Below are 13,091 nucleotides of genomic sequence, written 5' to 3' on the forward strand. Positions count from 1 at the left end.
TTGGCGGAAGGCTCATATCACTTTGATAAATAAAATTATTTAAAAGATTGAGTTTATCTTGCACTTCTTTACTTCTTCTTAAAGATTCAATTTCTTTTAAAATAGATTGTTCCAATTTGCTTGAAAAACCTTTTTCGCTTTCATTAATTAAATAAAGGAAATAACCAAAAAGTAGTAAAAGTAGTGATATAACACTAAAAGTTGCAACTGCATGACTTTTAAGATTATTTTGGATCTCCTTTATTGCTTTCAAAGAGGAAGTTAGCCCGACAATTTCAAAATAATTGCCATAATATGAAAAAGAGTATTTTTTCAAAATGTAATCTTTGAATTGTTCGCATATAATGATGGTATCGCTTGCCTTTAGCAAATAATCTCTATTAAAATTTGTTGCAATAATACAGTTATCTTCCAATAGTAAATAAGATATATTACCTTGAATACCTTCTAAAAGCTTATTAGATAGATTTCTTAAATCAATGAACCCTACAACTGAAAATATTTCGCTATTTTTTGATTGATAGACTGGAACACTTACTAACACAACAGGAACATTATTCAAAATTAAAGTAGGGGAAGAAAACGACCCTACCTTTCTTAAAAGTGTTTTCTCAATGTTATGTGATATATCCATTCCTATAAGGTTAGTATATGGATAAGCATAGGTAATAACTCCTTTATTGTTTACGGTTGATATTGCAAAAAAATTATTCTTATTTATTTCGTAAAAATCCTTTACGCCTTTTTCTAATTCCGAAAAATTAGTCGTGTTGACTGTTTCTGAGAAATATGTTAAATGGGTATTGTAAAGATCAGTAAAAAAGTTTTGAAAGTTTTGGTAAACTCTTAATGTTACCGCATATGTATCAATTTCAAACCTTTTTAAAACCTCTTCTTGAGAGGCTCTAAAATCATAAAATGAAGCACTTAAAACTATACTTAAGATTAACGTTATAATAAAAGAAAGTAAAATGAGTCTTTTAAAAATAGTCGCCTTTAAAGAAACTACCTCTGTTGGGAGATCTATTGATGGTAGATTTCTTGAGACACTTTTTAAAACAAAAGTAGTAAGTATCAAAGCAAAGAACATAGCCAATAATGAAATATAAATTGTTGGATAAAGAGGTATTATTGAAAAATAGTAGAGTAGCTTAAGAGTAGTAGTGACAGTAACACCTATTACAATAAACCAATACTCGTTTTTTGCGTGTTTATCTCCATATTTTGAATAGGCAAGACCTCCTGAAAAATGTATAGCCCCAATACCTACTAATCCCCATGCAAATAGGTCGAGAGCTTTTACAGTATCTTTTAATAAGACACTTGTAAGAATAAGAAGTATTACGCCTGAAATTTCAGATCTACTCACATATTCAAATTGGGATGTATACTGAATTACAAAAAATGAAGAAATAACAATTGAAATTGCAAAAAATGAGTTTGGCAAAAGAAACGCATTAGAATTTGTAGATAGTTCAATAATAAGAAATACTTTTAAAAGAGAAAATAGAAAAACAAGTGGTAAAGCAAAACTTAATACGTAAACCAGCCGCTCATAGGTGTGACTTCGTATAAAAAGCCTAAAAGAAAACAACAATAATAAAACCGACGGAATTGTAAATAACCCAAATTCAAGTAAAAGTAATGGTATACTTTTCATATACTCACCCTTAAAATTTTAACATTATTTATTTAAATAACAAAAATTGAGATAGTTAAAAGCAATTTTTATTTGATTGGCTAATTGCATAATTTAGTTAAACACTCTTTGTTATTACACCTCCTTGTCGCCCTTCCGAGCGATAGTGAGAAAATACTTTCTCTATTATTCCAACCTTTTTTCGTCATTCTAATGGCGCAAGCCCCTGTTGGTCATTCAAACCTTCCATTTGGTCATTCTGACGAGCAAACATAGTAAGCAAGGAAGAATCTCATCTGTTTTGTTTTTTTCCATTACTCGGGGAGAGCCTTAAGGGGGTGTCCTTATTGGTGTCATTCCGAGCACGTTTGCTTTGCTCAGTGTAAACTCTGCGAGGAATCTTTTCCATTATGTTCTTCATTATTTAGGAGCATTAATGGGGTATCCCCCATCAATTTAAGGAAGAATCTCATCAGTTTATGGTTTTTTTAGTATTTCTTGTGCCCTGAATAATATTTTGCTACAATATAATAGCAGTTGCTAAAATAATGCCTACGGGAATGTAAATGAAAAAATCATTTTAAGGAAGGTGAAAAATGGGAGAATTTAAAATGCCACCTGGGCAAAAACCATCACAAAAGCTCTACCCAATCTCGGTTTTTGGGAAACCTAAAGACATAAACCTTGATACTTATAGGCTTAAAATTACCGGTCTTGTTAAAAACGAAGTTACTTTTAGTATTAAGGAAATTATGGAGTTACCTACTAAAGAAGTGCAATTTGATATACACTGTGTAGATGGGTGGAGTTATCTTGGGGCAACCTTCAAAGGCGTATATCCAAAAGAACTTTTTAAAAATGTTGAAGTGCTTCCTGATGGACGTTTTGTTATGGTAAAAAGTATTGATGGGTATTCAACAGACCTTCCTCTTGATTTTCTTTTAAGTGATAAAGCAATTTTAGCCTATGAAATAGATGGAAAACCTCTGGATATTGCAAATGGATACCCTATTAGGTTAGTTGTTGACGGAAAATATGCCTATAAAGATGCAAAATGGGTTGTTGAATTTGAAATATTAAGTAAAGACTTGCCTGGTTTGTGGGAGAAAAAAGGATACTCAAGAAACGCAGATATCTATAAAAACGAGCGCTTCGAGGGATAGATCCTTCATCACTAACACTACTCAGGACAACTTTTCTTCAAGCTCTTTTAAAAGGTCCTTAAGGGTAGCAAGTTCTTCTTTTAATTTTTCTATGTTATTTTTATCAAGAAAATCTACAACACTTACCACATTCTGCACATTTTTAATAGCACTCTTAAGGGATTGCTCTTTTAATCGTTTTATTGTTGACACCATATTAGAAACTTCATCTGAAGAGAGATTGTTTTCCTCGATGATGTTAACAATTCTTTTGATAATGTTAATGTCTTTTATCTTAGAGAGTTGTTCTATGTGCTTTGAGGTTATTGGAGAATTAGGATCATCAATTTTTTCTTGAATTTCTTCTGGTAAATCTAAAAGGGAAATCCAACGGATGAGGGTAATTGGGCTTTTACCGATTGCTTTTGAAAGTGCGCTCACCGTGAGCGCAAACTCTTCATCTACTTCCCTTCCCATCCTGTAGTTAATTAAAAGAGTTTTTAAATTTTTTCCGTTTGTGTATGGTTTTAAATACTCGTAAATTGCTTTTGCTCTTTCAATAGGTGAAATATCCTCTCTTTGCAAATTCTCTACTATTTGAATTTCTCTTACTTGAGATTCACTTTCTAGATTAATTACTATTGCAGGAATCGTTTCTTTGTTCAAAAGAAGTGCTGCTCTATACCTTCTTTCCCCTGCAACTATCATGTATTTATTGTTTACTAACCTAACAAGGATTGGCTCAAGTACACCATGTTTTTCTATACTCGTTGCAAGTTCTTTTAGTGAATCTTCATTAAAATGTTTTCTTGGCTGATTTGGATCTGTCATAATATCTTTAACATTTAACTCGATAACTTTTGCATGTATCTTTTCTGAGGCAAGTTCTTCAATATAGTTACTACTATACCGCGTTGAAAAATCTTTTGGAAGTCCCTTTTTATTGTCCATTTTACCTCCTATATGGCAAGTCTTTTTAATACATTTTCGCCAAATTTTGAATATGCAGTTGCACCTCTTGAATCTGGCGCAAAAGAAAAGATATCCTCCTTAAAAGCAGGACTTTCTTCAAGTCGAACATTTCGAGGGATAACTTCATCAAACACGAGGTCTGAAAAAAGCTCTCTTATTTTATCTGTTGCATCTTTTGAAAGCGTTGTTCTTGAATCAAAAAGAGTTATAAGGACACCGAGAATTTTGAGATTTTCATTGAAAGTTTCTTTTACCCCTCTAAAAGTGTCAAGAAAATCTTCAACACCATCAAGAGCCCATGGGGATGGTGTAATTGGAATAATAACGTAGTTAGACGCAATAAGCGCATTAACTGTAAGAATCCCAAGAGATGGGGGAGTATCAAACACTACAAAATCAAACATCGAAGAAACTTCTGAAATAAATTTTTTAAGCTTAAAAGGAGCATCAAAAACACCTGCAAGCATTCTTTCAACTTTTGCAAGATGGATGGAAGAAGGCACTAAAAACAAGTTAGGAAAATGTGTTTTATAAATAACTTTTTCATATTCAGGTTTATTTTCCGTGAATATTGGAAAAATCGTTTCAGGTTTTTCGTCTTCTTTTAAGAAGACAAAAGAAGAGTTTGCCTGCGGATCAACATCAACAAGAAGGGTTTTAAAACCTTTTATTGCAAAAAAAGAGGCAAGATTGATTGCGGTTGTTGTTTTTCCAACGCCTCCTTTTTGATTTGCAATTGTAATAGGAATCATAGAATCTCCTTAAATTCTACAAAGAACTTCTTTTCTTCAACTACAACTACGGCATAACTTTTACTCTTATCCTTAGGAAGGCTGATAGAACCGGGGTTTAAGTGGGTGCCAAATTTTGTTTCTTCAATCTGTTTTATATGTGTATGCCCTGTAATAAAAAGATCAACGCCTTTAAATTTACCTAAAAATTCCTCTACATTTGATATTTTATCACCATGATTCATCAATATCTTAACACCATCTATGTAAACATAAGCAAACTCTTGAAGAATTGGGTATTTAATCACAAGGCTGTCAACTTCTGCATCGCAATTTCCTTTAACAAAAACAAAATCAAATGGAGCCTCGTTTATTAAATTAGCAACGCCTATAGGGTTATACTCTTCAGGAAAAGGATTCCTTGGCCCATGGTAGAGCAAATCTCCTAATACAAGCACTAAATCAACCGAAAGATTACTTAAATCGTTGAAGACTTTTTTAAGATTTATTAAACTTCCGTGTATATCAGAGATTACACCGATTTTTTTCATTAACCTTCCTCCTTGTTGAGCACATTCAAAATTAGTATAAACTCTTTTAAATTATCAAACCAATCTAATTTTAAACTTGTATAATGAAACCTCCCCTCTTCGGTAATTTCATAAACAAGTCTTGGGTGTTTACTCTCCCCTGCTACCCATTGACCTTTAATATAACCAAAATAACTCAATTTTTTAAGCATAGGGTAAATAAAACCCGGATTAGGATACCAGCATCCATTAATAAGAGAAGAAATAGATTTCGAAATTTCTTCGCCATACATACTTTTGGCATTTAAAAGATGCAAAATATAAAAATACAAAAACTCTTTTGAACCAAAAAAATTTGTTATAAAAGAATTTTTTCTTTCTCTTTTTATACCTTTGAACATACTCACCCCTATTCTCTTAAAACACTCATTTAAAATTATAATTTTTTATAATTATACTTAAAACAAAATGAATTTCAAAAAGTAAGTATAGAGAAATTTTACTTTATTTAGAGAATTCTGGTCCTTCCTTAGGTTGAGGGGAACACCTCCTCAAGACTCCCTATACTTCCCTGTCAACCTGAGTATTTTTTTCCTTGTCATCCTGAGTGAAACGAAGGATCTCATCCTTTTGGGGAGCGTCGAGGAGGATTATTCCACCCCCCCGAATAAAGGACGAGATTCTCCGGTCGCTAACGCTCCACTTGACTTCGTCAAGGAGAAGAGTGCAGAATGACACAGGAAAGGCTTAAGTCCTTAGAATTTTCTGATATTTTTGTTTGTCATCCTGAGCACGTTCGCTTCGTTCAGTGTAAACTTAAGCGAAGGATCTCATATTTGATGGGGATACCCCCTCAAGACTCCCCCGTCCCCTCTTGTCATCCTGAGCGATAGCGAAGGATCTCGTATTTGAGGGGGTAAAAGGCACCCCCCTCAAGGCTCCCCTTTTGAACACCAAAAGGAATAAACGGATGAGATTCTTCGGCTTCGCCTCAGAATGACAAAGTGGACTACCGCTCAGAATGAGAAAGGGTGCTTTGCCTTGAAATGATAGAAGAAAGTAGAATAAGAAAGTAAGGCTATATTTCAGAATATCCAACAACAATCACCAGAAAAATACTTTTGATAGATCCTATATAAAAGGATAACTAATCTTAAAGATTACTCTTCACTACAACAACTTACTTAAGTATGGGGTTGTCTTTTGTCTTTTATCTCACACACAGGACACAACTTTCCTCTTCCATTGAACAGTGCACCACATTTCATACATCTTCTGTAGTTCAAGAGAATCATCTTCTTCTCTGTGAGTTTAAAAGTAGTTAGCAACTTTCTATAACTATCTTTTAAAGATTCACTTCCTTTAAATTTCTTTACCTCATTTTCAATCCATTTAAAGTCTTCTTGATCAAGGGTCGCCTCAATATCTTCACTATTTTTAACTTCCTTTGGTTTTTTTTCATGTACCACTTTAGAAGAAACCCTAAAACTCAAATACTTAATAGGTGTAAAGCCTAAACTTCTTTTACTAATAATTGCTAAAAGCTCATCTTTCATATTCTCAAGTTCTCTTTTAAAGAGAGATGAACTTACCTCTATTATGAGTGTTTCATTATCATACCTTACTGGCCTTGTGTATTTTGCTAGTTCTTCTCCTACGATTGCTTTCCAATCTACAATAGGGTAAAACCCTCTTACCTTATTTAATATGCCGTATTTTTTTAAGATACCATCGAGCAATTTTTTAGGTGTCTCCATTTAAGAATCCTTTAAAGTCATAAGGTTTGACTTGTAGATCAACTCTTTATTAAGATCCATATTAACAGATGTTAAAATTACCTGCATATGATTAATCATAGAAAGAACTTTGCTTCTTTTTACTTCATCAAGAAAGGAATTAAAATCATCAATTAAAAATATTGGCTTTCTATTTGTATAATTAAAAATTAAAGCGGCTTCAACAATTTTTAAAATGAAGCCAATACTATATGCCTCACCCAATGAAGCAAAATTTCTTAGGTTTATATCAGAATTAAATATTTCTATTTCGTCAAGGTGTATTCCATAAAGGGTGCGTTTTCTATTAATTTCATCAAGAATTGAATCACTATCAAGTATTTTTTTTAACGGACTTGGGTTATAAACGATTTTTAAGTTAGAATTATTACCAAAAAGCTCACTATAAAAATCTTTTGCTAAGTTATTAAATTCTTTTATGATGTTTTCTCTCTTTGAAACAATTTTAATACCAAGATCGTAGATTTCTTGTGAGAGAAAAATTAGAATATCCATCGAGAAATTACCATTTTTTAAGTATTCGTTTCTTTTCTCAAGATAGGAGTAATATTTCAATAAGTCCTTATAATAATCTTTATCAGTAAAAATTAGAACATGATTTATAAAATCCCTTCTATCAGATGGTAAACCTTTAACAAGATTTGAGAGAGAGTAGTCAGTAAATATTACGGGAATCTTACCCACAAGGTCTGCTAAAGTGCTTATTTTTCTTTTGTTAATATTGATTTCTTTTTTTCCTTTATAGTAAAGAATAGAAACTAAATAAGTGCTTTCAGTATCAGTTGTATGATCTACAAAATTTCCTTCAATAAAAAAATATTCTTCATTTACATTTATACAGTTTTCAAGAGATTTTGTAAGGTAACTTTTCCCCGTAGTAAGTAAATATATTGCATCAAGAATAGTTGTTTTACCGCTTCCATTTTTTCCAACTAATACATTAAACTCATTTGAAAAATTAAACTCCTCCTCCTTAAATCTTCTAAAGTTTTTTAACAACAGTTTCTCAATTTTCATTCAATCGGTTTTTGAGGCATTATCACATAGATGTAGCTTGAGTTATTAGGACTTTTTAAAAGCACAGGGTGTAATGGGCCTTGTATCCCAAAAAATACATTTTCATCTTTCACGTGTTCTATGCCTTCTATAATTTTCTCTGCATAGAATTGTAGCGATATTTCTCCATTAGTCTCACAAGGAATAACTTTAGAAGCATAACCAACTTCGGATTGAGGAGATTCAAGAGTAAGAGTATTTGAAGAGAAGGTAAACACTATCCTGTTAGTGCCTCTTTTAGCAAATGGTTCAATTAAACGAAGCGCATCCATCAGTATACTTTTATTTACAGAAGCATAATAAACAGTGTCCTGCGGAATTACATTTTCGTATTGTGGGAATTGACCGTTAATAAGAAGGGATATTAAAGAAATATTATTTATATTAAACTTAACTGCACTTTCTGACGTTGTTATTTCAAACTTATCGGAAGAAGCAGTTGGGATATGTAATAAAATATCAACTGCTTTCCAAGGAATAATAAAATTGGCATCCTTTAGATTGCTTACCTCAAATGTGTTTAATGCAAGAGCAGTGCTATCAGTTGCAACTAAATTTACAACATTTTCTTTTATATCAAAATAGACTCCTCTAAACTCCTTTCTACTTTCTTCCTTTTTAGATGCTGCAAAAACAGTATTTTCAATTAAATCTTTTAGTATATTTGCAGGTATCTCAAATTTAACATCTGATTCAACTTCTGGAATTTGTGCAAATGCTTCTGGATTAAATGTATGAAGTGTAAATTTACCACTATCTTCGACTATTTCGACTGTCTTTTTTGATAAATCAAGTTCGATGTAATCTCCTTTGAATTTTGGAGTTATATCTTTAAGTAAGTCATAGGGTAAAACTGTTTCAGTAACTCCTGAAGGGTCTATAATTTCTGCATCTAAGTCATACTTCATTGCTTGTTCAAGGTTTGTTGTAAAAAGAGAAATATTATTGTTTTTTTGTAATAGAATGTTATCAAGTATCAAATCAATTGGTTTTGATGAAATAACCTTTCCTACGTTTGCAATTGCTTTTGAGAATTCACTTGTTTTTACTTTTATTTTCATTTTTCCACTCCTTTATTATTATTAATTATTTTATAAATTATTTAAAAGATAATAACATTCATAATAATAGTTGTTGAAACTGTGGAAAAATCACTAAAACACTTTTTTGCTATTACGTTTTCTTGTGTAGAGAATTGTGGATAATGGATTTTACTTTTCAACTTATCCACAGACTTATATGAATTCCACAAATTTTCCACATTTATCCACAGAGTTTTCCACAGGTTGTTCATAACTTTACTACTCCTTTAACCTTTCAATAATTTCGCTTACAAGAGCACTCATTGTTTCCGTTTTTTTTATCTCTTCTTCGATTTTATTAAATGCGTGCATTACCGTTGTATGGTCTCTTCCACCAAAGGCTTCTCCTATTTGGGGAAGTGAAAGGTCTGTAAATTTTCTTGCAAGATACATTGCAACTTGTCTTGGAAGAACTATATTTTGGGTTCTCTTTTTATCTGAGAGGCTTTCTATATCTATGCCAAAATATTCAGATACGATTTTTTTAATTTTATTAATAGTGATCGGGGTATCTGCTTGCTTAATAATATCAGAAAGTGCCTTCTTAGCAAACTCAACAGTGATGTTCTGATTTAGTAGCGATGCTTTTGCAATAAGCCTAATAAGAGCGCCTTCAAGTTCCCTTATATTTGAAAAGATGTTTTCTGCGATGTAGTTTACAACATCATCATTTATCGTAATGTTCTCTTTTTGCGCCTTCTTTTTAAGGATTGCAACTCTTGTTTCAAAGTCTGGCGGAGAAATATCTGCAATGAGACCAACCTCAAAACGTGTTCTTAACCTATCTTCAAGAGTCGGAAGATCTTTTGGAGGCACATCAGAAGTAATTACGATTTGCTTGCCTGCTTCATAAAGGGCGTTAAATGTATGGAAGAATTCTTCCTGTGTTCTTTCTTTTCCTGCAAGAAATTGTATATCATCGATAAGGAGCACGTCGGTGTTCCTGTATTTTTTATGAAACCTGTCTATAAGGTCAGTATTGCTCTGTGCGTTTTGAATAGCATAAATCACTTCATTTGTAAACTTTTCTGTGCTTGTGTATATAATTGATATTTTCTCTCCGAAGTTTCTTATTAGTTCATGGCCTATTGCGTGGAGTAAGTGTGTTTTTCCAAGTCCTACTCCACCATAAATGTAGAGTGGGTTATATGCCTTACCTGGATTTAAAGCAACATTCTTTGCCGCTGCATAGGCTAATTCATTACTGCTTCCCACAATAAACTCTTCAAAGGTGTAATCTTTGTGGAGTGTAATGTTGTTCATGATGATTACCGGAGGTTCTTTGGGTTTCTTTTCCTGGACTATAATATTAAGTTGAAGATCTTTACCGGTTTGTTCTTGAATTGTTATCTTAATAAGACCTGCGAATTTAGTTTCAAGTAGTTCCCTAATGAGGTTTGATGGCACCTTGAGTATGAGTTCTTCTTCATTTTCATCTACAAATTCAACAGGTCTAAACCATGTTTCAAATGCTGGTACACTTAGTATTTCTTTTAATTGGTTTAATACTTTTTCCCAGGTATTCATACAAGATAATTATACAAAATTTTCCACAATTAAAAATCATGTGGATAACCTGTGGAAAAATGATTTCCTATTTAGGGAAAAGAAATTCTTTCTTAGGTTGAAGGAGGAATCCTATCAAAATTTATACGAGGGTGATAAAAAGAGGAGATTCTTCACTTCGTTTAGAATGACTCTTACCATTACATCTTAAGTTTTTGTGGAGTAGTATCTATAGGGCTTTTACCCCCTAGATTACAAAACAGATGTGATCCTTCGGGCTTATGTCCTCACAGAACAACCCCATAAAGGCAAACATCTAAGTGGAAGGATAAGGAGTAAAATGGATTTTCATCCTTAGAAAAGCAAAGTAGGGACTATTTTGTTAAGAATTACGAGAGGTCATTTTCTTGTTATTATTTATAGCAAAACACGCTTGCCTTCAAGAAGAATAAAGAAAAATTTTCGCAAAATGTAATTGACTTATATTTTTTTAAAAAAATGTTATAATATAAATATGCAAAACACCAAAGGAGGTAAAAAATGAAGAAATTTTTATTAATTTTAGTTGTGCTTATCGTTGTTGCCTCTTCATTTACACCAAGAGTTTACAATGCAATGGGTAATTCTACTTCTTACGGCAACGTCGATGTAGATGTGCTTGTTGAACGTGGTGTAATCCAGGGTTTCCCAGATGGCTCTCTTCACCTTGAGAGACCAATAACAAGAGCGGAATTTGCGAAAATGCTTGTAAAGGCTTTCCCTTACGATTACATTCCGTGGTTTAATCTTCCAAAGTATTCCTGTAAAGATTTGGGAAAGAACTTTTGGGCTTCTCCTTACATTGAAACTCTCTTAAGAGCAAAAGTCCTAATCGGCAAAGATAATTACTTTAAACCAAACGACCCCATACTTTTTGAAGATGCCATTCTTGCTCTTTCAAAAGCTTTAAAAATTCAAGACACTAACGTGCCAGATGTAATTTCGTCTTTTAAAGACGCAAATTTACTTACCGAAGAAGTAAAACCACTTGTAAATTATTTTGTCTACAAGGGATTTTATAAGGTAGAAGGAGATGCACTTGGTGTTCAAAAACCACTTACGAGAGGAACATTTACACACATTTTAGCTTCTTCTCGCTTTCCTGTGATTACCATTCTTCATACAAACGATTTCCATATGTATCTTTTGGGTTCTACTGATAAGAAAACCAAACAACCAATTGGTGGGAGTGCAAGAATTTATACTCTTGTAAAAAATGAAAGAGCCTATAACCCCGATAGAACTCTTCTTGTTGATGCAGGAGATGCAATTGGTGGCGGTCCTCCTATCGGTGCCTTCTTCTACGGTAAAGACGTAATTGAAGTTTATAATGCAATGGGATACAACTATGCAACATTTGGCAACCATGAATTTGACTGGGGTAAGGATCTTTTAGCACAAAGAGTAAACGAAGCTAAATACACTTATGTGTGTTCTAATGTTATTGATACGACTACAAATTCTACATTTATGAGTAAGCCATATGATATCAAGCCATTAGGTTTTGTTAAACTCGGTATTTTTGGAGTTGTAACTCCTCAGCTTCCAATTTTAGTTAATCCAAATGGTATTTCTAACCTTGAGGTAAAAGACCCTGTTTCTACTGCAACAAGCGTTGTGTCAACGCTTAAAGAGAGTTCAGATTATATTATATTGCTTTCCCATCTTGGCTATGCGGCATCCAACTATTACACAGGAGATATTGGAGATGTTCAGCTTGCTTCCAAAGTTTCAGGAATAAACTTGATTATAGGTGGGCACACACATACAGCTCTTGATAAGCCGACTGTTGTTGATAATACTTACATTGTGCAGACAGGTTCATACGGAAATAATCTTGGGAGAGTAAGGCTCTATTTTGAAACAACGGCAAATTCAGTAAGACTTGCAAAGCTAGACTACAAACTTTTACCTGTTGATAAAAACGTAGAAGAAGACTCTACAATTTCCTCAATAATTAAACCTTATAACGATGAAATTACAAAGAAGATGAGCGAAGTGATCGGTGAAGCACTTGTTGACCTTGATGGCTCTAGCCCAAATATAAGAACTAAAGAAACTAATCTTGGTGACTTTATTTCTGATTGGATGAGAGAAGTTGCAGGTGCAGATATTACCATAACAAACGGAGGAGGAATAAGAGCATCGATTCCTAAAGGACCTATTACTGTAGGTAATGTATATACCACACTACCTTTTAATAATCTTATTCTCCTTCTCACATTGAAGGGATCCGATGTTCTTTCGGCTCTTGAGAATGGTTTCTCACAGGTTGAAGCAGTTTCAGGAAGATTTCCACAGGTATCTGGTATTAGGGTAAAAGTAGACCTCGGGAAAAAACCAGGAAGTAGGGTTGTTGAAGTAAAACTGTTAGATGGAACTCCCATTGATCCCAATAAATACTATACAGTTGCAACAAACGACTTTATGGCTGCAGGTGGCGATGGTTATGCATCTCTCAAGAATGCAACTTCAATAAAGATTGTTACAGGCAATTACATGAGAGATGACCTTGTTGCGTATATAAAAGCTCATCCTAAGGTATCTAAGGAAATTGACGGAAGAATAACATTTGTGCAACCATAAGAATTATAGTTA

The 13,091-nt window shown here is 33.1% G+C and carries 11 protein-coding genes; 2 read left to right on the top strand and 9 right to left on the bottom strand.

Annotated elements, in window-relative coordinates; translation table 11 throughout:
* The coding region (locus K6343_03430) for a hypothetical protein (protein ID MEF3245020.1) at positions 1–1,660 on the bottom strand (1,660 nt) is incomplete at its 3' end.
* Positions 1,661–2,235: 575 nt separating this feature from the next.
* Between K6343_03430 and K6343_03435 the strand changes: the two genes are divergently transcribed.
* Entirely contained in the window at positions 2,236–2,802 is a 567-nt protein-coding gene (locus K6343_03435) for a molybdopterin-dependent oxidoreductase (GenBank protein MEF3245021.1), read from the top strand.
* A 21-nt stretch (positions 2,803–2,823) separates the two neighbouring features.
* Here K6343_03435 and K6343_03440 read toward each other — a convergent pair whose 3' ends face one another.
* The 8 genes from K6343_03440 to dnaA all read right to left on the bottom strand — a co-directional run bounded on the left by K6343_03440 (position 2,824) and on the right by dnaA (position 10,475).
* Positions 2,824–3,732: a ParB/RepB/Spo0J family partition protein gene (locus tag K6343_03440; protein ID MEF3245022.1), complete on the bottom strand. Its 909-nt coding sequence runs from the start codon at positions 3,730–3,732 to the stop codon at positions 2,824–2,826.
* 8 nt (positions 3,733–3,740) lie between these two features.
* Positions 3,741–4,505 (bottom strand): ParA family protein, encoded by a 765-nt coding sequence (locus K6343_03445; protein MEF3245023.1) that lies wholly within the window; start codon positions 4,503–4,505, stop codon positions 3,741–3,743.
* Positions 4,502–5,035 carry a phosphodiesterase gene (gene yfcE, locus K6343_03450; protein ID MEF3245024.1) on the bottom strand — a complete coding sequence of 178 codons (534 nt, stop codon included), beginning with the start codon at positions 5,033–5,035 and terminating at the stop codon, positions 4,502–4,504. Before yfcE ends, K6343_03445 begins: the two co-directional genes overlap by 4 nt.
* Positions 5,035–5,415: a PadR family transcriptional regulator gene (locus tag K6343_03455; protein ID MEF3245025.1), complete on the bottom strand. Its 381-nt coding sequence runs from the start codon at positions 5,413–5,415 to the stop codon at positions 5,035–5,037. The genes yfcE and K6343_03455 overlap by 1 nt, the downstream gene beginning before the upstream one ends.
* A 783-nt stretch (positions 5,416–6,198) precedes the next feature.
* Positions 6,199–6,771, bottom strand: coding sequence for a DUF721 domain-containing protein (locus tag K6343_03460; protein MEF3245026.1), 573 nt, complete (start codon positions 6,769–6,771; stop codon positions 6,199–6,201).
* Positions 6,772–7,827, bottom strand: a complete 1,056-nt coding sequence (gene recF / locus K6343_03465; GenBank protein MEF3245027.1) for a DNA replication and repair protein RecF — start codon at positions 7,825–7,827, stop codon at positions 6,772–6,774.
* Positions 7,824–8,927, bottom strand: a complete 1,104-nt coding sequence (gene dnaN, locus K6343_03470; protein MEF3245028.1) for a DNA polymerase III subunit beta — start codon at positions 8,925–8,927, stop codon at positions 7,824–7,826. Before dnaN ends, recF begins: the two co-directional genes overlap by 4 nt.
* A gap of 240 nt (positions 8,928–9,167) precedes the next feature.
* On the bottom strand, positions 9,168–10,475 hold the full coding sequence (gene dnaA, locus K6343_03475; GenBank protein ID MEF3245029.1) for a chromosomal replication initiator protein DnaA: 1,308 nt from the start codon (positions 10,473–10,475) through the stop codon (positions 9,168–9,170).
* Positions 10,476–10,994: 519 nt separating this feature from the next.
* Here dnaA and K6343_03480 point away from each other — a divergent pair.
* Positions 10,995–13,079 carry a 5'-nucleotidase C-terminal domain-containing protein gene (locus K6343_03480; GenBank protein ID MEF3245030.1) on the top strand — a complete coding sequence of 695 codons (2,085 nt, stop codon included), beginning with the start codon at positions 10,995–10,997 and terminating at the stop codon, positions 13,077–13,079.
* Positions 13,080–13,091 lie beyond the last annotated feature (12 nt).

This window comes from Caldisericaceae bacterium, from assembly GCA_036574215.1.
Taxonomy (GTDB): domain Bacteria; phylum Caldisericota; class Caldisericia; order Caldisericales; family Caldisericaceae; genus Caldisericum.